The sequence below is a fragment of the Granulibacter bethesdensis genome, from assembly GCF_001889545.1.
Lineage (GTDB): Bacteria > Pseudomonadota > Alphaproteobacteria > Acetobacterales > Acetobacteraceae > Granulibacter > Granulibacter bethesdensis_B.
The window spans coordinates 188,885-209,489 of record NZ_CP018194.1 but is presented as its reverse complement, the minus strand read 5'-3'; the positions used below and the strand labels follow the sequence as shown (position 1 = coordinate 209,489).

Annotated in this window: 18 protein-coding genes; 9 read left to right on the top strand and 9 right to left on the bottom strand. The window is 60.3% G+C overall.

Going from position 1 to position 20,605, the window contains the following annotated elements; translation table 11 throughout:
- The first annotated feature begins 107 nt into the window (after window positions 1–107).
- The gene (locus GbCGDNIH8_RS00885) at window positions 108–785 is read left to right on the top strand and encodes a helix-turn-helix domain-containing protein (RefSeq protein WP_072571748.1); all 678 of its coding nucleotides are present in this window, start codon (window positions 108–110) and stop codon (window positions 783–785) included.
- Window positions 786–809: 24 nt separating this feature from the next.
- Here the strand turns inward: GbCGDNIH8_RS00885 and GbCGDNIH8_RS00880 are convergent, their stop codons facing one another.
- Complete coding sequence (locus GbCGDNIH8_RS00880; protein ID WP_253736063.1) at window positions 810–1,490, bottom strand: OmpW/AlkL family protein; 681 nt, start codon at window positions 1,488–1,490, stop codon at window positions 810–812.
- Between the two features lie 100 nt (window positions 1,491–1,590).
- Window positions 1,591–2,622 carry a LysR family transcriptional regulator gene (locus tag GbCGDNIH8_RS00875; RefSeq protein ID WP_072571746.1) on the bottom strand — a complete coding sequence of 344 codons (1,032 nt, stop codon included), beginning with the start codon at window positions 2,620–2,622 and terminating at the stop codon, window positions 1,591–1,593.
- 111 nt (window positions 2,623–2,733) lie between these two features.
- On the opposite strand from GbCGDNIH8_RS00875, the gene GbCGDNIH8_RS00870 reads away from it, so the two are divergent.
- From GbCGDNIH8_RS00870 to GbCGDNIH8_RS00850, 5 genes are all read left to right on the top strand, one after another.
- Window positions 2,734–3,993 (top strand): sarcosine oxidase subunit beta family protein, encoded by a 1,260-nt coding sequence (locus GbCGDNIH8_RS00870; protein WP_072571745.1) that lies wholly within the window; start codon window positions 2,734–2,736, stop codon window positions 3,991–3,993.
- A 60-nt stretch (window positions 3,994–4,053) separates the two neighbouring features.
- Window positions 4,054–4,335, top strand: a complete 282-nt coding sequence (locus GbCGDNIH8_RS00865; RefSeq protein ID WP_072571744.1) for a sarcosine oxidase subunit delta — start codon at window positions 4,054–4,056, stop codon at window positions 4,333–4,335.
- The gene (locus GbCGDNIH8_RS00860; protein ID WP_072571743.1) at window positions 4,332–7,352 is read left to right on the top strand and encodes a sarcosine oxidase subunit alpha family protein; all 3,021 of its coding nucleotides are present in this window, start codon (window positions 4,332–4,334) and stop codon (window positions 7,350–7,352) included. Before GbCGDNIH8_RS00865 ends, GbCGDNIH8_RS00860 begins: the two co-directional genes overlap by 4 nt.
- The gene (locus tag GbCGDNIH8_RS00855; RefSeq protein WP_072571742.1) at window positions 7,345–7,866 is read left to right on the top strand and encodes a sarcosine oxidase subunit gamma; all 522 of its coding nucleotides are present in this window, start codon (window positions 7,345–7,347) and stop codon (window positions 7,864–7,866) included. The genes GbCGDNIH8_RS00860 and GbCGDNIH8_RS00855 overlap by 8 nt, the downstream gene beginning before the upstream one ends.
- Before the next feature lie 164 nt (window positions 7,867–8,030).
- A complete protein-coding gene (locus GbCGDNIH8_RS00850) occupies window positions 8,031–10,196 on the top strand; it encodes a TonB-dependent siderophore receptor (RefSeq protein ID WP_253736062.1) in 2,166 nt (721 codons plus the stop codon).
- A 97-nt stretch (window positions 10,197–10,293) separates the two neighbouring features.
- Here GbCGDNIH8_RS00850 and GbCGDNIH8_RS00845 read toward each other — a convergent pair whose 3' ends face one another.
- From GbCGDNIH8_RS00845 to pip, 5 genes are all read right to left on the bottom strand, one after another.
- A complete protein-coding gene (locus GbCGDNIH8_RS00845; RefSeq protein ID WP_095206396.1) occupies window positions 10,294–11,352 on the bottom strand; it encodes a WD40 repeat domain-containing protein in 1,059 nt (352 codons plus the stop codon).
- The gene (locus GbCGDNIH8_RS00840; RefSeq protein WP_072571740.1) at window positions 11,331–12,314 is read right to left on the bottom strand and encodes a CobW family GTP-binding protein; all 984 of its coding nucleotides are present in this window, start codon (window positions 12,312–12,314) and stop codon (window positions 11,331–11,333) included. Before GbCGDNIH8_RS00840 ends, GbCGDNIH8_RS00845 begins: the two co-directional genes overlap by 22 nt.
- Before the next feature lie 44 nt (window positions 12,315–12,358).
- Window positions 12,359–13,675, bottom strand: coding sequence for an O-antigen ligase family protein (locus GbCGDNIH8_RS00835; RefSeq protein ID WP_081368762.1), 1,317 nt, complete (start codon window positions 13,673–13,675; stop codon window positions 12,359–12,361).
- Between the two features lie 5 nt (window positions 13,676–13,680).
- Window positions 13,681–14,358: a glutathione S-transferase gene (locus tag GbCGDNIH8_RS00830; protein ID WP_072571739.1), complete on the bottom strand. Its 678-nt coding sequence runs from the start codon at window positions 14,356–14,358 to the stop codon at window positions 13,681–13,683.
- A 69-nt stretch (window positions 14,359–14,427) separates the two neighbouring features.
- Window positions 14,428–15,381 (bottom strand): prolyl aminopeptidase, encoded by a 954-nt coding sequence (gene pip / locus GbCGDNIH8_RS00825; RefSeq protein ID WP_072571738.1) that lies wholly within the window; start codon window positions 15,379–15,381, stop codon window positions 14,428–14,430.
- A 63-nt stretch (window positions 15,382–15,444) separates the two neighbouring features.
- Between pip and GbCGDNIH8_RS00820 the strand changes: the two genes are divergently transcribed.
- Both GbCGDNIH8_RS00820 and GbCGDNIH8_RS00815 read left to right on the top strand, forming a co-directional pair.
- Entirely contained in the window at window positions 15,445–15,837 is a 393-nt protein-coding gene (locus tag GbCGDNIH8_RS00820) for a DUF423 domain-containing protein (RefSeq protein WP_072571737.1), read from the top strand.
- Between the two features lie 142 nt (window positions 15,838–15,979).
- Window positions 15,980–16,255, top strand: coding sequence for a hypothetical protein (locus GbCGDNIH8_RS00815; RefSeq protein WP_072612669.1), 276 nt, complete (start codon window positions 15,980–15,982; stop codon window positions 16,253–16,255).
- A gap of 26 nt (window positions 16,256–16,281) precedes the next feature.
- Here the strand turns inward: GbCGDNIH8_RS00815 and GbCGDNIH8_RS00810 are convergent, their stop codons facing one another.
- Both GbCGDNIH8_RS00810 and GbCGDNIH8_RS00805 read right to left on the bottom strand, forming a co-directional pair.
- Complete coding sequence (locus tag GbCGDNIH8_RS00810) at window positions 16,282–17,430, bottom strand: DegT/DnrJ/EryC1/StrS family aminotransferase (RefSeq protein WP_072571735.1); 1,149 nt, start codon at window positions 17,428–17,430, stop codon at window positions 16,282–16,284.
- Window positions 17,431–17,439: 9 nt separating this feature from the next.
- Window positions 17,440–19,395: a polysaccharide biosynthesis protein gene (locus tag GbCGDNIH8_RS00805; protein WP_072571734.1), complete on the bottom strand. Its 1,956-nt coding sequence runs from the start codon at window positions 19,393–19,395 to the stop codon at window positions 17,440–17,442.
- A 152-nt stretch (window positions 19,396–19,547) separates the two neighbouring features.
- On the opposite strand from GbCGDNIH8_RS00805, the gene GbCGDNIH8_RS00800 reads away from it, so the two are divergent.
- Window positions 19,548–20,600 (top strand): glycosyltransferase family 4 protein, encoded by a 1,053-nt coding sequence (locus GbCGDNIH8_RS00800; RefSeq protein ID WP_072571733.1) that lies wholly within the window; start codon window positions 19,548–19,550, stop codon window positions 20,598–20,600.
- The last annotated feature ends 5 nt before the right edge of the window (window positions 20,601–20,605 follow it).

Below are 20,605 nucleotides of genomic sequence, written 5' to 3'. Positions count from 1 at the left end.
TCTGATAATCTCTTTTTGGTTCACTTTATTCTAGAACAATACAAAATCTCTTTACGGACCACCAGAATATGGCTCTATATTCTGGTTAGAAGGATTTTCTCTGTAACATGAACAAAAAAATTGCCTCCCAGACATCTGACAGGAAGCCTCCGGCATCTGAAGATGTGCCTTTGATCACCGGCTCCAATGCTCCCCCTGTCAGAACGGAGGCTCCTCCTGCTTCGCTGGAAGCTGCCATTGGGGCGAAAGTGCGCCGCCTGCGCCAACGTCTTGGCATTACAGCGGCCGATCTGGCGGCAGAAGCGGATTTATCAGCCGGGATGCTCTCGAAAATCGAAAATGGCTCTACGTCGCCGTCACTGGCAACACTTCAGGCATTGGCGCGCGCTCTGAATACGCCAATCTCAGGGTTCTTCAGCGATTTCGATGAGCGACGCGATTGCAGCTATGTGCCGGCCGGTATGGGCCTGAGCATTGAACGGCGCGGCACCAAAGCCGGGCATAAATACGAGTTGCTGGGGCATTCTCTGGGATCCGGCCTGGCCGTAGAGCCGTATCTGATCACCCTCAGCAAGGATGCCGCCCCCTACACACAGTTTCAGCACGAGGGAACCGAGCTGATTTATATGCTGTCCGGCAGCATTCGCTACCGCCATGGGGACGGGCTTTATACCTTGAATCCCGGTGACATGCTGTCTTTTGATTCAGCAGCGCTGCATGGACCGGAGGAGCTGACAAAATTGCCAGCCCAGTTCCTGTCGATCATCGTTTATAACCGGGAATGATCAGCAGCGGACGCTCCGTTATAATCAGAAGCGATAACCGATACCGAAGCCAACCACAGTCGGATCAAGCGATGTACGGGCCTGAATTGCGCCGCCATTGATTCGGGCGCGCGTGTTCAGGAACATCTGTTTGACATCCACATTGAGGAACCATTTTCCGGTCAGGTTATAATCCGCACCAACCTGAATGGACGGACCAACCGTGTTTTCCAGCGCAAATTTAGAAACCGTCGGACCAGCAGGGTTGCTGTCATAGAACCAGGCAACCGTCAGGCCGATACCGACATACGGGCTGAACCGCTCATGCGGCATGAAATGGTATTGCAGGGTCAATGTCGGTGGCAGAACATAGGTGCTGCCAACATCCACGTTTCCCAGCGCAGTACCGACCGCCGAAACGGAATGGCGCGTGCTGGCGGCGATCAGTTCCACCGCGATATGGTCCGTGAAAAAATAGGACAGATCCAGTTCCGGTGCGGCCTGCGGCGTGGCATCGACACGACCGCCAATGCTGGTGGCGCTGGATTTGTTCTCCGGCAACACACCAATGGCGCGCAGACGGACCATGAAATGCCCGGCGGATTTTCCAACCGGCGTCTGGTCCCAGAAACCCTGCCCCACGGACACAGGAGGCACGGTGGTCAAAGGGGCTGCAAACGCGGCGGCCGGAGCATTCATCAGCAATGCGGCAGACAGCATCTTCATGAAACGGAACGACATCGGCTTCGTCTTTCGGTAGATCAGGCACGGAGATATACCCTGCCGCCATCCTGCCGAACTCTGATCCCTCGGGCCTTGATATGTCTCAATCACCCATTCCGTCATCCGCATTTGGCCCAGTCACGGATGACAAGGGCGGCAGCACCTCCGTTTTTCCTTCACACACCCAGCCCATAGAACGGCGCAACCACGGCATGGCCTCAGCCTCCAGCGCCTTGCGCACCCCCTGCGCCAGGGAACGCGGCACTGTTCCGAGTTCCCTGCGCCGCGCCACTAAAGTCAACTGGCGCCGCAGGGATGGTCCCGGCAGAGGCAGGCAGTGTATGCGGCTCAGATCTGTACGCGCCTCATAGATACAGAGCGGCGTGGTAATCCCCCAGGCAATCCCCTGCTCCACCATCGCCATAACGCCATAAGGCGTATCGAATTCCTGATGACGTGGCAGATCAAGTTGCAGACGGCGCAGATGCCGCTCTATGTCGATGCCCGTGCGGGAACGGGCGCTGTACCGGGCCAGGGGCAGTTGCTCGGACAGCGCGGTCAGGGAGGCAGCGGCGGATAATCCTTCCGGCAAATCAATCCCCCCTGGAAGCGCCAGAATATAAGGCTCATTGAACAGGTTCCAGCGTTCCAGCCCGTCCAGATCCTGCAACGCATCCGTGCCGAGGCAGATATCCAGATGCCGCGTCAGCAATGCACTGGCATGGCTGGCGGTCAGGCCGGACAAAAACATGACCTGATCTGCCATCGTCTCCAGCAGTTGCGCCAGCGGCCCCAGCACAGCACGCGACAGGGAATCCACCATGCCAATCCGCAGCAACGCCAGACGCCTCTGCCGTACCTGCCGCAACAGCGGGGCAATCTGCCGTGCCTCCTCCAGCAGAGCCGCGCCACGCTGCCGCAACAGCACACCTGCAGGCGTGGGCGAAAGCGGTCTCACCCCGCGATCCAGCAAGGCGACACCGCTGCGTTTCTCGATCTCGGCAATGGCCTGCGAGACAGCCGGTTGCGACAGGCCCAGCCTGCGCGCCGCCCCCGCCATGCCTCCTGAGTCGCAGACCGCGAGAAAAATCTCCAGCAGGCGCAGGTCGAATGGCAGTCCAGGGCTGTGCAGCATGGGCGGTCTCCTCCGATGCAGGAGTATAAGAAAAAATTATACCCTGTCCCCTCGTCTCTGCCGCTACGCTTTCCCGCATGCGCCCCATGCGCCCGCCGGAGAAGCATCGCCGTGTTGTCAGACCGCTATTCCATTCTGTCCGTCATCTCGCAGGCGCTGCGTGGCCATAAAGGGTGGAAACCCGCCTGGCGTGATGCCGCACCCGCATCATCCTATGATGTCGCGATCGTGGGTGGTGGCGGACATGGATTGGCCACAGCCTATTATCTTGCCAGCCGCTACGGCATCCGCAACGTCGCTGTACTGGAAAAAGGCTGGATCGGTGGGGGCAATGTCGGTCGTAACACCACCATCATCCGCTCCAATTACGGGCTGCCGGGTAATATTCCGTTCTACGAACTCTCCATGAAACTGTGGGAGAATCTGGAACAGGACATCAACTACAACGCCATGGTCAGCCAGCGCGGCGTGCTGAACCTGATCCATTCCGATGGCCAGCGCGACGCCTATGCGCGGCGCGGGAACGCCATGCGACTGCACGGGGTGGATGCCGAGCTGCTGGATCGCGAGGCAGTGCGGGCAATGTATCCGTTCCTGAATTTTGATCATGCACGCTTTCCCATCAAGGGCGGTCTGCTGCACAGACGCGGCGGCACAGTGCGGCATGATGCGGTGGCATGGGGCTATGCCCGCGCCGCCGACCGTCTGGGGGTCGACATCATCCAGAACTGTGAAGTCACCGGGCTGAAAATCGAACATGGCCGCATTCTCGGGGTCGAAACAAAACGGGGCTTTATCGGCGCGAAAACGGTGGCGCTGTCAGTGGCTGGCTCCTCCAGTAAGGTCGCGGCCATGGCGGGCATGCGGTTACCGATCGAAAGCCATGTGTTGCAGGCTTTTGTCAGTGAAGGTTTGAAACCAATCATTCCCGGCGTCATCACCTTCGGCGCGGGGCATTTCTATATCAGCCAGTCGGATAAAGGCGGCCTTGTGTTTGGCGGCGATATTGACGGCTACAACTCCTACGCCCAGCGCGGCAATCTGCCGACCATCGAGGATGTATGCGAAGGCGGCATCGCACTGATGCCCGCCATTGGCCGCGCCAGATTGCTGCGGCACTGGGCCGGGCTGATGGACATGTCGATGGATGGCAGCCCGATCATCGACCGCACCCCTGTTGACGGGCTGTATCTGAATGCAGGCTGGTGTTACGGCGGCTTCAAGGCGGTTCCGGCGGCAGGATTGTGTCTGGCCCATCTGGTCGCCACCGGCGCCCCGCATGAGGTTGCCAGAGCCTACCGTCTGGACCGCTTCGCCACCGGTCATGTGATTGATGAAAAAGGCATGGGCGCACAGCCCAACCTGCACTGACGCGGTTTCAGAACCTGCCTGATTTGAACGACGATCAACGACACTGAAAAGGACCAGGATATGCGCATCGCCTGTCCCTGTTGCGGCCCGCGCGGCCTGGAAGAATTCCTGTATCGTGGCGATGCCACCCGCACCCTTCCTGCGGCCTCGGCCAGTACGGAGGCATGGGCGGACTACACCTATCTGCGCGACAATCCGGCAGGGGTGCATGAGGAATACTGGTTTCATGCCTCCGGTTGTCAGAACTGGCTGCGTGTCAGGCGCGATACGCGCGACCATAGCATCATCAGCGTCACACTGGCCCGTGATCCGTCCCCCTCTGCAACAGGAGAGGCACGATGAACGCCCCCCTTTCCCAAAGCTGCCGTCTGCCCTCCGGCGGTATGATCGATCGCACCAGCCAGCTGCGTTTCCATTTCGACGGGCGCGCCTACACGGGTCATGCGGGTGATACGCTGGCCTCCGCCCTGCTGGCCAACGGGGTGAAGCTGGTCGGGCGTTCGTTCAAATATCACCGCCCGCGCGGCATTCTTTCCGCGGGCGAGGAAGAGCCGAACGCGCTGGTGCATCTGCGCAGCGGCGCAAGGCAGGAGCCGAATACCCGCGCCACGACAATCGAGTTGTTCGACGGCCTGACCGCCACCAGCCAGAACCGCTTCCCCTCGCTGCGTTTCGATCTGCTGTCAGTCAACCAGTTGATCTCTCCGTTTCTGGCAGCGGGGTTCTACTACAAGACCTTCATGTGGCCTGCCGCGTTCTGGGAAAAGCTGTACGAACCGGCCATTCGCCGCGCCGCCGGTCTCGGTGCCCTGTCGGGCGAGGCCGATCCTGATCGCTATGAAAAAGCGACGGCTTTCTGTGACGTTCTGGTGATTGGCTCCGGCCCTGCCGGGCTGGCGGCGGCGGTCGCGGCGGCACGGACCGGAGCCCGCGTTATCCTCGCCGAACAGGATAGTCGTTTGGGCGGCCGCACCCTGACCGAGCGCCGCGACATTGACGGCCAGCCCGCCGCGCAATGGGCCGCGACGATGGAAGCCGAACTTGCCGCCTGCGCGGAAGCCCGCATCTTCCGCCGCACCACCGTGTTCGGAGTGTACGATGGCGGCACGTATGGCGCACTGGAGCGCGTGGCCGATCATCTGCCGGTAACTCCGGATCATCTGCCACGCCAGCGCCTGTGGCGCTTCATTGCCCGTCACTGCATTCTGGCCGCCGGCAGCATCGAACGCCCACTGGTTTTCGACGGCAATGACCGTCCCGGCGTGATGCTGGCAGGCAGCGTCAGAAGCTATGTTAACCGCTTTGCCGTGCGACCCGGTCAGCGCGCCGTGATCGCCCTGAACAATGATGATGCAGCCCGCACTGCGGCTGATCTGGCGGCAGCCGGAATTTCCATCGCCGCCCTGATCGACCAGCGGGCAGAAACCTCGCAGGCCGTACGCGATATCGCCCACCGCACTGGCGCAAGACTGTTTGCCGGGGCGCAAATCAAAAAAGCGCATGGCGGCGCAAGTGGTATACGCAGCGTCAGCGTCGCGGGTACCAATGGCGGAGTCGCCTCACTCCGCGCTGATCTGCTGGCCATGTCGGGCGGCTGGACACCCGCCCTGCATCTGACCACCCATCTCGGCGGCAAGCCGCGCTGGGACGATACGGCCAGCACCTTCCTGCCCGATACCGGCAGATTACCACCCGGTATGAGCGTGGTGGGAGCTGCTGCGGGTTGTTTCGGCCTCAGCGCGGGGATTGCCGAAGGAACACATGCAGGGCTGGAAGCAGCCGAATGCTGTGGGTTCTCGGTCCCTTCAGCCCCTGCGCTTCCGACCACGGATGATCTCGATGCCAATCCGGCCCAGCCGCTGGGTACCGTTCGCAGCGTCAAGGGCAAGGCTTTTATCGACTTCCAGAACGATGTCACCGCGAAGGACGTGGCGCTCGCGCATCAGGAAGGCTTTGTTTCGGTCGAGCATCTGAAACGCTACACCACGCTGGGCATGGCCACAGATCAGGGCAAAACAGCCAATATCAACGGGCTGGCCCTGATGGCGGGGATCACAGGCGCCGGCATTCCTGCCACCGGCACCACCGGCTTCCGTCCGCCATACACACCGGTTTCGATCGGTGCGCTGGGGGGAGCGCATCATGGGCCGCAATATCGTCCGCGCCGCCTCACCCCGCTGCATCGCTGGGCTGAAGCACGCGGCGGCGTCTTCACCGAGGTCGGGCAATGGATGCGCGCCCAGTATTTCCCGCGTCCGGGAGAAGCCGACTGGCTGGCCACCGCTACCCGGGAGGTCAATGCGGTGCGAAACGGCGTCGGGTTCTGCGATGTCTCCACACTCGGCAAGATCGACATTCAGGGTGCGGATGCCGCGGAATTCCTTGATCGGGTCTGCGTCAATCGCCTCTCACGCATCCGCAGCGGTCGCGCCGGATATCTGGTGATGCTGCGCGAGGACGGATTTGTGCTGGATGACGGCACCGCCGCACGGCTCGGAGAAGATCATTATCTGCTGAGCGCTTCCACCGCCCATGCCGGGCAGGTGTTTCAGCACCTCCTCTACTGCCATCAATGTCTGTGGCCGGAGCTGGACGTGCAGATTGCCTCCGTCACCGAGCAATGGGCGCAGATCGCCATTGCCGGTCCACGATCACGCGATGTTCTGCGCCGTCTGATCGACCCTGCATGCGATCTGTCCCGCGAGGCATTCCCGCGCATGAGCGTGGTCGAAACCATGCTCACGGATGGAACGCCTGTACGCCTGTTCGGCCTCTCCTTCTCCGGTGAACTGGCTTATGAACTGGCCATCCCCGCCCGTCGCGCAGCCGGGATTGCCGACCGGCTGATGGAAGCCGGGGCAGAGTTCGGCATCACCCCCTACGGCACCGAAGCCATGGGGATCATGCGGGTGGAAAAAGCCTATCCGGCTGGCAGCGAGTTAAACGGGCAGGTCACCCTGCATGATCTGAACGCCGGAGGATTGATGGCCGACAAGGAATGTCTCGGTCGTGCCATGGCACTGCGCCCGGCCCTGACTGATCCTGGCCGTCCGCGCCTGATCGGTCTCCGTCCGGTCGATGCCAGCTTCCAGATCGATACCGGCATCAGGATGCGGGCAGGTGCGCATCTGCTGCCCCGCGGGGCCGAAGCCAGTGCCGCCCATGATCAGGGCTCCATCACCTCTGCCGTCTATTCCCCCACTCTGGGCCATTGGATTGCGCTGGGACTGCTGTGTCAGGGGCCTGAAAGGGCAGGCGAAATCATCCGCGTCTATGATCCCGTGCGCGGAGAAGATTATCTGGCCGAAATCGTTTCCTCCGCCTTCGTCGATCCTGCCGGAGACCGCTCCAATGTCTGAAACACCTTTTGTGATGACGGAACAGAACCGGGCCATTGCACTGATCAGCACCAGACGGGGTGGTCATTCCGCGCTGCGGGATGCTTTCCTCACCGGATACGGCATCTCCCTGCCAGAGACCGGGAAACGCAGCGCCGTGCCCGGTATGGAGGTGCTGTGGAACGGCAGCGAACAGTATCTGGTCATCGGTCATGATCCCGACCAGGCCCTTGCATCGGGCATACAGGCCGCCGTCGGGCGCAATGCCTCGGTCACGGAACAGAGTGACGGACGGGTGATCTTCTATCTCTCCGGCACTGCCATCAGGGATGTGCTGGCAAAGCTGGTCCCGATCGATCTGCATCCACGCAGCTTCGGCCCGGAGCATACAGCCATCACCACCATGGCCCATGTCACCGTGCAGATATGGCGCTCCGACCAGGTAAACGGTTTCCACCTTGCCATACCCCGCAGCTATGCGGAGTACGCCATCGCCATGATGACCGAGGCCGCCCGCGAGTGGCAGGCCAGTTAACCACACCTGAATAATCGGCAATCATCATAATCTCCGTAAAGCGTTGCAATTAAGCAACGCTTTACGACGATCTTCAAATGAGAACGATTATTATAATCATTACCTCTTCCAAAGGGGGAAGCGTTTCCGGTAAGCGCCCTTGCCACGTGAGCCGGAGACTTCAGATGACATTCAAAGCCCTTCTTCTTGCCAATGCCGCCATGACGGCGGGCATGCTGGCTGTCATGCCGCAGGCACATGCCGACAGCGTGGCACATAAAACTTCTCAGACCGATACTTCGGCCTTACCCACCCTGTCTGTGCAGGGGCAGAAGACGACAGCAGACACGCCTGTCCAGGGATTTCTTGCAACGCGCGATACCAGCGCCACGAAAACCGACACACCTATTCTGGAAACACCGCAAGCCGTGACGGTCATTACCCAGGACCGTATGCAGGTACTCAATACGCGCAGTATCAGTGAAGCCCTGCGCTATACAGCAGGCGTCAATGCGGATTCGTATGGTGCCGATGTGCGTGGCTTTTATGGCTCCATTCGTGCCTTTACGCCTGATGTCTATCTGGACGGCACGCGCACAATCATCACCACCACCTCCCAGGCATTCCAGATCGAGCCATGGGGTATGGAACGCATTGAGGTACTGCGTGGAGCGGTCTCTCCACTTTATGGTTCAGGTAATCTCGGCGGTCTGATCAATGCCGTCAGCAAACAACCCAGACTGAACCAACAGAACCAGATGCAGATTCAGGGTGGCTCCTTCGGCCGTATTCAGGGTGCGGTGGATGTGGGTGGGAAACTCAACAAGAGCGGAACACTGCTGTGGCGTTTCAATGCACTGCTACGTGATTCAGGCACTGGTTATAAAAACATCAAAAACAATCGCATTTATATTGCCCCCTCCATCGCGTGGAAACCGGATGCCGATACCAGTGTGACCCTGCTGGCCAGCTATATGCAGGATGATGGAGGATCAACCGCCCAGTTCCTTCCCGCCAAAGGCACGGTCCTGCCGAATCCCAATGGTCGGATTCCGCGTGACTTCCTGAATGGCGATGAGCAGTTCGACGTTTATTCCAAGCGCCAGATCGCTGTCGGATATGCAGCGGAACACCATATTCTGTCGAACTGGGTGGTGCGCCAGAACATGCGCTTTGCCCATCTCGACCTGAATTATCGCTCCATCTACGGAAATGGATATGCGGGCAGGAGTCTGCGCACGCTGAACCGCGTCGCAATGTGGCAACAACCCATCATGAACACGGTGACGCTGGATACAAATACAGAATACAAGATCGCCACAGGCCCAATCGGTCATGACATTCTGCTGGGTGTCGATTTCCGCAGCAATGCCAACCAGCAACGCAACGCGAGCATCAACGGTCCTACACTGGACGTTTTTGCGCCCGTCTATCGCAGCTTCACATGGCCGACTTTCGCGGGCCCGCGCGGTGTCAGACTAACCAGCACAAACCAGACGCAGACACAGACCGGTGTCTATCTGCAGGATCAGCTTTCCTACCATAACTGGCATCTGACCCTGACAGGACGGCAGGATTTCGCATCCACCACCACAGTTAACAATCTGAAAAAGTCTACAACTTCCCAGGATAATCAGGCTTTCACCGGTCGTGCTGCCCTGCTCTATGCATTCCCGAACGGTGTCTCACCCTACGCAGCCTATTCCACATCGTTCCTGCCACAGGCTGGCACAGATATGGATGGCAATGGTTTCCAGCCTCTGACCGGCGATCAGATCGAAGTCGGTATCAAATATCAGCCGCCCTCGACCAACGTGCTGTTCACGGCTGCGGCCTATGATCTGCACCAACAGAACGTGCTGACTCCGAACCCGATTGCACCTACATTCAGCGTGCAGACTGGCGAAATCCGCAGCCGCGGCATTGAACTGGAAGCAACCGGCAAGATCACCCAGAACCTCTCCCTGATCAGTGCCTTCACATATCAGGAGCCGCTGATCACAAAGAGCAATGTGGCCGGTGCAACCGGATCACGGCCCTTCGCACAGCCGAGCCATATGGCATCGGTGTTTCTGGATTATACCTATCCGGTCAACGAGGATCTGAGCGTCGGGCTTGGCGCCGGCACCCGCTATACTGGTGAAACAGCCGGTGACGTACCCAACACCTTCACGGTACCGAGCTTCCTGATGTTCGATCTGGTGGCCCATGCCGATTACAAGCAATGGCGCCTGCAGGTGAATGCCACCAATCTGACCGACAAAACATTCGTCGCCGCATGCAGCAGCATGAATGGCTGCGCATATGGTCAGGGCCGGGCCGTGTTCGCCTCTCTCGGATACCGCTGGTAATCAGCAGCCTCCACCGAAAACCGATATGAAAAATGGCTCCCGGTCATATCACCGGGAGCCATTTTGCTGTTCCTGGACATTCAGAAAATAAAGCGCCTTAGTCCTGACGGGAAAAATCGATCCAGGCGGCAAAGCCGCTTTCGGTGCCGAAAGCCAGATGACGTCCATCCGGGCTCCATCGCAGCACCGTGATCTCTCCACGGCCAGGCGCACAGACAGGCAGAATACGACCGGACTCGATATCAGCCATGACCGCCAGCCCGTCGGAATATCCTGCCGCCACCGCCTCGTGACGCGGATGGCAGGCTACCGCCGTGCATAAACCATCCGGGATCGGAGCCAGTTCCATGGGCTGTTTTCCCATCGGGCCACCACCGAAAAACGGCCACAGCACAACGGCTTCGGCGCCGGAGCTCGCCAGCCATTTACCGGTTCTGGAAAAAGACAGTGACCGTGTTTTGGCGGGATAGCCGCTCATGCGCATGTGATGCCCGTCACTCAGCCGCCAGCCATGCAGAGAGTTTTCCTGCATGGATGTCACCACCGCCTCTGCTGCCGGATGCACGGCCACACCGGTATGGCTGCCTTTCCACGCAAGAACACGCGGATTGTCGGTTTTGGACGCCACATACCAGATGCTGACGCCATTATAATGGGAGGCAAACAGACGCTTGCCCTTCACATCGAAAGCCAGCCCCGTGACCGTGGACGCGTGCTCAAGAGTTTTCAGCAGCTTTCCCTGTGCATTGAAGACATGCACCGCCCGGCCTGCCGTGCAGGCAATCACTCCGGCAGCACGATCCGGATGCACGGCAATGGTCTCTACCCATTTGCCCTTGAAACCGGCCAATGTCTCTACCGTCCAGTCAGACCGGATCAGACGCAACTGACCGTCATCACCGCCTGCCAGAAAACCATCCGCCGCGGGAGATGCAGAGAAAGAGAGAAGTCCGTCCTCATGCGTCCTGATCTGAACCTTTTCAGTCGGATCGGACAAAGACAGAACCTGCACACTGCCATCCGCCGCTGCAAAAGCCACATGCGACTGACTGAATGCCGCACCAATTGCATAGGCTCCAAGCTGTACCTGCTGCCCGCGGGACGTCAGCAGAAAATCCTCATCCATCTCCCCGCTCATGATACCGCCGCGCGGCATGCCTCAAAACCGCGTCGCAACTGCGGGCGGTTCAGATCACGCCCGATAAACACGATCCGGCTGCGCTGCCCTGGCTCCGCCGGGCCTATGTAATCGCCATCCGCCAGCATATGTACGGCCTGAAACGCAAAGCGCTGATCTTCACCAGCATAGTGTAAAATTCCTTTGGTGCGCAGCAGATCCTGCCCTTTGGTCTGAAGCAGCTCGGCAATCCATGCATTGAATTTCTGCGGATCCAGCGGGCCATTCACTTCCAGGCTGATGCTTGTTACCCCCTCCGAATGATCATGCGATTCATGATCGAGGAAATCAGGATCATTTGCCAGAATGCGATCCAGACTGAACGCATTCAGCCCCAGTAATTCCGTGACCGGCACATCGGCGCGATGGGCACGACGGATCACGGTATGCGGATTGATGGCCTTTATTCTCACCTCCAGCGCATCCAGTTCTTCCGGCGTGGCAAGATCGGTCTTATTGAGGATGATGACATCCGCGAACGCGATCTGGGTCACGGCTTCGGTGCTTTCTTCCAGCTGACGCGGCAGATGCCTAGAATCCACCACGGTCACGATCGCATCCAGCCGGGCATTGCGCCGTACATCCTCATCCATGAAGAAAGTCTGTGCGACCGGGGCAGGATTAGCGAGGCCGGTGGTCTCGACAATAATGCCATCGAACCGTCCGCGCCGCTTCATCAGCCCGGAGATGATGCGGATCAGATCACCACGCACTGTGCAGCAAACACAGCCATTGTTCATTTCGAACACTTCTTCGTCCGCATCGACGACGAGGTCGTTATCGACACCCAGCTCACCGAACTCATTGATCACCACGGCAAACTTCTTGCCATGCGGCTCCGTGAGGATGCGGTTGAGCAATGTCGTTTTGCCGGCCCCCAGAAAGCCGGTCAGCACAGTGACGGGAATGTGTGGCGGAGCGGAAGCAGCTGTGTCTGTCATGGTCGTTGTCTTTCCTGTCATGCGGCTTGCACCGACGCCGTTTTCTACGAAACAGAGATAACGCGTTCCTTGTCTGATCCAAGAGCCAGCCTTGCCTCCGCCAGACCGAAGCCAAGCAGCAGGAAGAACCAGCCGGAAAGAGGCATGGATGTCACGCTGCTGGCGGAGGCGAGCGGCCATTCCTGAATCACCACAGCTGCCAGCAAACCGACCCGCAGTGGCGTGGGATGGCGATACAGCCCACGCGTCAGTGCCACGATCCAGGCAATCACCAGTGCGGAAAACAGCACCAGCCCCGGATAGCCGGCATCCGTCAGCGCCTGCAGATAATGATTATGCGGATGCTGCACGCAGATCGCAGCACCCCCACCATCGGGTGAACGATCTCCCAGCGCTCGCCCGATAGAGCTCACGCGGAAATAACGCGGATCGTCACAGCCCGTGCGAAATCCGTCAAATCCCCTTCCGGTCAGCGGATTATCCGCCGTCATCACCAGTGAGCGGCTGAGAATCTGGCCGTAATGGCTGCCTCCGAACGCCCCCATCTGCTGGCTGAATTTTTCCACCAGCCGGTGATGCACCTGAGGCGAAATCACCGGGGACGCCGCCACCAGCAACGCTGCCAGCCCGGCCAGTGCCGCCAGCGGAAGGCGCAGCCGCCGCAGATAGATAAAGGCCACACCCAGCCCCGGCCCGAACACCAGCAGCAAGGGCATCCGCTCCCCCATCAACACCAGCAACACAAAAGAAACGGTGATCAGAGCCATACGCAGTATGCCACCAGCTTGCCACGGTGTCCGCAACGCCTGCATCAGCATCGGCAGCAACACCGGAAACAGCAGACGGGAATAAGGGGGAGCCGCTCGGGGATGCTGATAAGGACCGGTCAACTCCCCATCGGGACCACGGGGCCAGCCGAACATGTTATGGCCGGTCACGAACTGAAAAGCCGTCTGGGCGGCCATATAGAAAAACGTGATTTCCAGCAGCCGCCGCAGCCACAGCCTTACCTGCCCGCTTCGCAACAGCAGATATTCCAGGGCCACCACAAAGATCAGAAACCTGACCGTCAGCACCGCCTGCAACAAGGAGGGTAGTCCCCCTTGCCCCAGACTCCCAACCGGCAGGGAGCACAGGACCAGCCAGCCCCACCAGAGCAAGCCGATCTTCAACCAACCGGTACGCAGCCAGCCCCATTCATGAACCAGCGCCGAGCGGATCAGGAACAGGGCCGCGATGCCTGACGTCAGACATTCCGCAATCCCGCGCCCATGCGTCAGAAAAATCGGCAGCAGCAGTAAGGCCACCACCGAGGCACGTTCAATGCCGGCGCTGACCGCCGCACGGGAAACAGTGCTCACGGGGATCAGGCGATCTGCTCATATTTCGGCAGATGCCAGGATTCGGGTTCGGCCGCCGCCGCCGCATACCATTGCTGCATCAGTGGATGCGCCCGCACCGCATCCCGGTAAGACGCAGCCGCTTCAGAAAGCGGCACATCATAAGTCAGAAAGCGTGCCACCACCGGCGCATACATGATGTCGGCGACCGTCAATGCCCTACCGTAAAGATAGGGGCCACCGGCCCCGAACCTCGCCCGCGTTTCGCTCCAGACCTGATCGATACGTGCAAGATCGGCCAACACCGCCTCACTGAACACCAGACCCGGAAAATGGCGGCAGACATTCATCGGCATGGCGATCCGCAATTCCCGGAAGCCAGCATGCATTTCTGCCGCCACACTGCGCGCATGCGCACGGATCATGAACTCGGACGGCCACAATGCAGGCTGAATCTCGGCGCAATATTCGCAGATTGCCAGACTGTCCCAGATCGGCTGCCCCTCCACTTCCAGCACCGGCACAAAGCCACTGGGGGAAGCCTGCTTCACCTCAGGTGTATGCCCTCCCGCCAGTTTATAGACCACTTCCTCCGCCTCAATCCCCGCCAGCTGCACCGCCAGCCAGCCCCTTAACGACCAGGAGGAATAGCGACGGGTGCCAAGCAGCAGACGCGGACGACTGGAGGCAGAAAAAGCAATCATGCTCTGCAATCCCTGAAAAACTAAAAAAAGCCATCAAAGCAAACGGGTCCGAGACGATCGGCCATGCTTTCAGCCGATCTGACGACGGAAACGCTCCACCGCCGCAACCAGCGCGCGCCTTGTGCCGGGTTCCAGTGCAGAGTGTCCGGCGTCAGGGATCACAGTCAGTTTCGCGCACGGCCAAAGGGCGGCAAGATCAAAAGCGGAATAGGCCGGGCAAATCATGTCGTAACGGCCCTGCACGATCTCGGCGGGCAGTGTGGCGATACGGTCCATGTGCCCAAGCAATCCCTCCGGCGGCAGAAAAAGCCGGTTGGCAAAATAATGCGCCTCGATCCTCGCCAGCCCCAAAGAGCCGCGATCCCGCGCAAACAGGCCGACCGTATCCGGATTCGGCAACAAGGTGCTGCACGACCCTTCATACAAAGACCATGCCTGCGCCGCGGGCATATGCACCGCAGGATCAGCATCGTTCAGCCGGCGGATATAGCCCGCCAGCAGATCGTGCCGTTCTTCAGGAGGCAGAAAATTGGCGAACGCGGCATGGGCCTCCGGAAACACCTGACGAAGGCCATAGAGAAACCAGTCAACCTCTTCCTCCCGGCCCAGAAAAATGCCGCGCAGCACACAGCCCAGCACCCTGTCCGGATGCGCCTGAGCATAGGCCAGCGCAAGGGTCGATCCCCAGGAGCCTCCGAACAGCAGCCAGCGCTCAATACCAAGATGAACGCGCAGCAATTCGATGTCTTCGATCAGATCCTGCGTGGTATTGCGCGCCAGACTGCCCAGCGGACGGGACCGGCCCGCCCCGCGCTGATCAAAAATCACAGCCCGCCAGTAAACGGGGTCAAAAAAACGGCGATGGACCGTGCCCGCCCCCGCCCCCGGACCGCCATGAAGGAACAGCACCGGGACGCCGTGAGGATTCCCCACCTGCTCCCAATACATCACATGGCCACCTGACAACGGCAGGTAGCCGGTTTCGTTCGGACCTATATCCGGAAAGAGATCGCCACGGGGCATAAGGGTATTTTACAGATGTAAGCCCGTGCATGAAATAGGGCTGCTTTCAGGAGGATCGCATAGATGGCCCGCGTTCTGCTCACCCTTGGCGGATTATCCGGCTGCATGGCAGTTGTCATGGCCGCCATCGCTGCCCATGCCTTGTCCGACCCTGATACAATCCGGCTGGTACAGACGGGGGTGCAGATGCAGGGCTGGCACGCCATCATGATGATCATCTCGGCGCTGCTTGCCACGCATCTGAATAAGGGAGGGGTCGCCCGGAAAATCGCCCTGGCTGCCGGAGGCGCTTTTTTCGTGGGCACCGTTCTGTTCTGCGGCGATCTGTATGTCCTGGCCCTGCAGGGAATCAGCCTCAGCCCGCTGGCACCTATTGGCGGCGTCACCCTGATGCTGGGCTGGCTTGGTGTGGCAACAGCCGGGGCAGTCGGACAAAGCACCTCTTTCACGCACTGAAACACAACGGTTTCAGTGCGTGAGAAGCATTGCTCTTATGCCGCGTTTGGCATTGTTTCCCACCAAAGTCATTCCCATCCTCATGGTCGCAAACCGGACCAAAAAAAACCAGATCCGGTCGCCATTGAGGAAAGCGAATATCATGCAACACACACACGGAACACGCCGGCAGGGAACATCCTGGCGGGCGATCCCGTCCATTCTGGCGTTGGGCCTGCCGCTGCTGATGGCAGCCTGTGCCGGCCCGGCCCCGGAAACCGGCACAACCCATGCCAGGCTGATGAACAACCAGGATCAGACGGCCTGGCTGGGCAGCGGCAAAATCGCCACGGAGAGTTACGACTTCAACAAGAGCGTCGCCGCACATAACGTTTTGTGCAGCTGGGAGCCAACCTTCAATCCTGATAACTGCCGCTGATCAGCATCCGGATCATATCGGTGAGGTCAGGCCAATGAAGCCAGAATCGCGTCACACACGCGATGGGCTTGCGCCTCACTGAGATCCGGGTGGATCGGCAATGCCAGAATACGCGTGGCAAGCTCCTCGGAAACAGGCAGCGACGCACCATCGTGAGAAGGAGCGTAGGCAGGCTGCACATGCAGCGGCCGCGGGTAATAGATGGCTGTCGGCACACCCTGATCTTTCAGACGGGCCTGCAAGCCGTCGCGTTGGGCCGCATCCTTGAGCAGAATGGCATAGATCGCCCAGGCGGAACGACTGTCCGGCACACGGGCCGGAGTGGTCAGACCAGCGACCCCCGCCAGCCTTGCATCATACAGGGACGCGATTGCTTCACGCGCTTCCAGCTCCTGCCCGAACACCGTCAGCTTGCTGAGCAGCACCGCTGCCTGAAGCGTGTCGAGTCGGCCATTCATGCCGGTGCGCAGAACCTCGTATCGTGTCGTTCCCTCGCCATGGGTGCGCAGGCTGCGATACAACGCGGCACGCGCCGCATCCTCGGTGAACAGAGCACCACCATCGCCGTAGGCCCCCAGCGGTTTGGAGGGGAAAAAGCTGGTCGCCGTGGCAACTGCTTCCTGCCCAAGCCTGCGATCACCCAGGCTTGCACCGAAACTCTGGGCGCAATCGTCAAGCGTGAACAGGCCGTGGCGCTCGGCGATCGCGCGCAGCGCGGCCCATGGCGCGGGCTGGCCGAACAGATCCACGCCGATCACCGCACGCGGACGCAATACGCGTGCACGTTTCACATCCTCAATCCTGCGTTCCAGCGCCACAGGATCAATCTGGAACGTAGCCGGATCAATATCCACGAAAACCGGCACCGCGCCCAGCACCAGAGGCACTTCCGCCGTCGCCGTATAGGTGAAGGCAGGCAGGAACACGGCATCGCCCCGACCAATTCCCTCTGCCATCAGTGCAATCTGCAACGCATCCGTGCCGGAACTGACGGAAACACAGTGTGTCGCCCCGCAGAACGCGGCCAGTTCCTCCTCCAGCGCCCGGACCTCCGGCCCCAGCACGAACTGGCAATGCGCGAACACCGCCTCGACACGGGGGCGCAGATCCTCCGCGATGCGGCGCTGCTGCGCTTTCAGGTCGAGGAAAGCGATCGGGGCTGCTGTCTCTGTCATGGGTCTCACTCAGCTGGAAGCCGTTTGTAGCAAAGCCGTCCTGTCATCATTGGGCTGATGCACGAACTCAGGCACCATCTGTGCCAGCACCGCCAGCGCCGCCGCATAGTCGGCACGTCGACAGGCAGCCGCCAGAATGTCGATCGCATCGGCCACCATCTCCGCCTCCACCACACGCGGACGGGCCATCAGCAGGCCGGGATAGATGGTGGCCTCCGGTGGTTCCTTGCCATGGAACAGCTCTTCATACAATTTCTCGCCAGGGCGCAGACCGGTGAACCGGATTGCAACATCCTCATCCGGCCTCAGCCCGGCCAGACGGATCAGCTGGCGGGCCAGATCGACGATCTTCACCGGCTCCCCCATATCCAGCACGAAAATGCCGCCTTCGGGGACAGCAGAGGAGGCCGCCCCGGCGCTGACGCCGACAACCGTCGCCTGCAAGACCAGTCCCACCGCTTCACGCACCGTCATGAAATAGCGGCGCATATCCGGATGGGTCACGGTCAGCGGGCCGCCGCGCTCCAACTGTCTCTGAAACAGCGGCACGACCGATCCGGTGCTGCCCAGCACATTGCCGAACCGCACGGTGACGCAGCGCATACCGCTCCCATGGCGCTGCGCCAGACGATCCAGCGCCTGACAGTACATCTCGGCCAGACGCTTCGAGGCCCCCATGACGCTGGTCGGATTAACCGCCTTGTCAGTGGAAATCAGCACCATGCCCAGCGCCCCGGCCTCCGCCGCCGCATCCGCCACGATCCTTGTGCCGACAGCATTGGTCAGCAGGCCCTCCAGTGGATTGGCCTCCACCATGGGGACATGTTTCAAGGCCGCGGCATGAAACACCAGCTCCGGTTTCTCCACCTGCATGATCGCATGCAATCGGCCAGCATCCCGGATATCGGCCACAATCGGCTGACGCGGAACAGCGGGGAAAGATTCTCCCAGTTCCAGATCAATCTGCCACAGCGCGTATTCACCGTTATCCAGCAGCAGCAGGCGGGAGGGGCCGAATGCCGCCACCTGACGACTGAGTTCACTGCCGATCGTGCCACCTGCGCCCGTCACCAGAACGCGACGGCCCTGAATCAGTCGGGCCATGCCTTCCCGATCCAGTCTTGCCTGCGGACGGTTGAGCAGATCCTCAATCGCCACCGGCTTCAGGGTTGCCCGCGCAGAATCTGCATCAGCCGCGGCACTGGTCAGCAAGGTAGGATCGGCGGCACGGCGGAGCTGCACGCCCTGCCTTTCCGCCACATCCATCAGCATACGCATCCGCTCCCCGCCCAACTCCGGCGCGGTAATGACGATCTGCCCCGGCAACTGACCTTCTGTCCGCAGACGTTCCAGCACCTCATCGGCCCTATCAACCGTGCCAAGAATAGGCTGTCCGTGAATACGCCGCCCTGTCTGACGGGGTGACAGTGCCAGCAATCCGACCACACGCAGCGAGGCACGACGATCATTGGCCGTCGCGCGAAGAAACAGATCAGCGCCCTCGCCCGCGCCGACCAGCAGCACAGTCTGCACCGGCGGGGCTGCTTCCGACGCATCCATGCGCGCCCCGAAACGGACATTGCCTTGCGTCAACCGATAGGCCACCCGTGGCGTCCCCAGCACCAGCAGCAAGGTCATGGCGAAAATGACAGGAAAACTTTTACTGGGCAGCGGCGTGTGCGCCATGACCAGAGCAAGCGTGAACAGAACAGCGCCGCTGATGCTGCATGCAGCGACACCGACCAGATCGCCGATCCCTGCAAAACGCCAGTATTGGGTAGGCAGGCGGAATGGAATGCCCCCCAACACCACGCTCAACGCACTGAGCAACAACCACCAGGAGGCCGGGACCGGATCAGTCCCAGGCCGGGCAAGCCAGTGCGCCACCGGAACGGCCAGAGCCGCCAGAGAACCATCCAGCAGGATGTTCAGCACGATACGGGAATAAACGCGTCCGGACGCCATGAGCGACCTATAAACAGCTCCAGCCCTCTTGCCGAGGGGGGATATCTGCGAATTACCGTGTCCCATGCACGCGTCAGACAGGCTGGTGTTGCGGTTCCACGCGGCATCGGCCATGGTCCGCCGCCTTTTCCGGCCCGTTACGGGAGCCTTGCATGACGTTCACGGCCTTTCTTCACCATCTGCTGTTCTGCGCCGCACTGGCAGGGCTTTCAGCCATGATCGTACGGATCATGATCACCGTGCGGGTCATGGACCAGCCTGATTTGCGCAAGGCCCACAGCATTGCCACCCCGAAAGGGGGGGGGGTGGGAATTGTCGTCGCTTTTCTGGCCGGATTGCTGGCCCTGTATATCTGGGCGGATTTTTCCCGGATTGCGGATCCTTATTTCCGGGGGGTCATTATCGCCTCCGTCGCGATCGCTTCCGTGTCGATGATCGACGATATTCGCAGCCGCTCCTTTACCGTCAAGCTCGGTACCCAGATCCTCGCCGCCCTGACCGTCATCGCCAGCGGGCTGAGCCTGCGCGATCCGAACCTTCCGTTTATCGGGCCGGTTTCCCTGGGATGGATTGCACCGATTGCCAGCATGATGTGGCTGATCTTCGCCACCAATGCGATGAATTTCATCGACGGGCTGAACGGACTGGCCTCCGGCGTCTCCCTGATCGCCTGCCTGTTTCTCGCCTGGATCGCGGAGGAACAGGGCGGGTATTTCATCTATTTCGCCGCCCTGCTGCTGGCCTCCGGAATTGTGGGGTTTCTGCCTTTCAACTTTCCCAAAGCCCGGATTTTCATGGGCGATGTCGGCAGCCAGTTCTGCGGCTTCGTACTCGCCATGCTCGGCATTGCCGCCAGCCGGTTCGACAATGTGGACATGTCGTTTCTGCTGGTGCCAATGCTGCTGTCCGGCGTGCTGTTCGATGTCGCCTTTACCCTGATCCGGCGTGGCCTCAATGGCGAAAACGTCACCGCCGCCCATCGAGGACACCTGTATCAGGTCGCCTCCCGCAGCGGTTTCAGCCGGGAAGCCGTCACCCTGATCCATTGGGGTTTCGCAGTACTCGGAGGCTGCGCCTGCCTGCTGTTCATGCAGGCAGGGCCGAGCGGAAAACTGGTGATCCCGGCGCTACTGCTGGTGCCGCAACTGATCTGGCTCGGCTGCGTCGTGCTGGCGGCCAGGAAACATGGAACGTCCTGGCGATAGGCGAA

Bases quoted from the DNA above. Each gene is read 5' to 3' on its own strand.
- GbCGDNIH8_RS00885 (WP_072571748.1), top strand. From the start codon at position 108: ATGAACAAAAAAATTGCCTCCCAGACATCTGACAGGAAGCCTCCGGCA.
- GbCGDNIH8_RS00880 (WP_253736063.1), bottom strand. From the start codon at position 1,490: ATGAAGATGCTGTCTGCCGCATTGCTGATGAATGCTCCGGCCGCCGCG.
- GbCGDNIH8_RS00875 (WP_072571746.1), bottom strand. From the start codon at position 2,622: ATGCTGCACAGCCCTGGACTGCCATTCGACCTGCGCCTGCTGGAGATT.
- GbCGDNIH8_RS00865 (WP_072571744.1), top strand. From the start codon at position 4,054: ATGCGCATCGCCTGTCCCTGTTGCGGCCCGCGCGGCCTGGAAGAATTC.
- GbCGDNIH8_RS00860 (WP_072571743.1), top strand. From the start codon at position 4,332: ATGAACGCCCCCCTTTCCCAAAGCTGCCGTCTGCCCTCCGGCGGTATG.
- GbCGDNIH8_RS00855 (WP_072571742.1), top strand. From the start codon at position 7,345: ATGTCTGAAACACCTTTTGTGATGACGGAACAGAACCGGGCCATTGCA.
- GbCGDNIH8_RS00850 (WP_253736062.1), top strand. From the start codon at position 8,031: ATGACATTCAAAGCCCTTCTTCTTGCCAATGCCGCCATGACGGCGGGC.
- GbCGDNIH8_RS00845 (WP_095206396.1), bottom strand. From the start codon at position 11,352: ATGCCGCGCGGCGGTATCATGAGCGGGGAGATGGATGAGGATTTTCTG.
- GbCGDNIH8_RS00840 (WP_072571740.1), bottom strand. From the start codon at position 12,314: ATGACAGACACAGCTGCTTCCGCTCCGCCACACATTCCCGTCACTGTG.
- GbCGDNIH8_RS00830 (WP_072571739.1), bottom strand. From the start codon at position 14,358: ATGATTGCTTTTTCTGCCTCCAGTCGTCCGCGTCTGCTGCTTGGCACC.
- pip (WP_072571738.1), bottom strand. From the start codon at position 15,381: ATGCCCCGTGGCGATCTCTTTCCGGATATAGGTCCGAACGAAACCGGC.
- GbCGDNIH8_RS00820 (WP_072571737.1), top strand. From the start codon at position 15,445: ATGGCCCGCGTTCTGCTCACCCTTGGCGGATTATCCGGCTGCATGGCA.
- GbCGDNIH8_RS00815 (WP_072612669.1), top strand. From the start codon at position 15,980: ATGCAACACACACACGGAACACGCCGGCAGGGAACATCCTGGCGGGCG.
- GbCGDNIH8_RS00810 (WP_072571735.1), bottom strand. From the start codon at position 17,430: ATGACAGAGACAGCAGCCCCGATCGCTTTCCTCGACCTGAAAGCGCAG.
- GbCGDNIH8_RS00805 (WP_072571734.1), bottom strand. From the start codon at position 19,395: ATGGCGTCCGGACGCGTTTATTCCCGTATCGTGCTGAACATCCTGCTG.
- GbCGDNIH8_RS00800 (WP_072571733.1), top strand. From the start codon at position 19,548: ATGACGTTCACGGCCTTTCTTCACCATCTGCTGTTCTGCGCCGCACTG.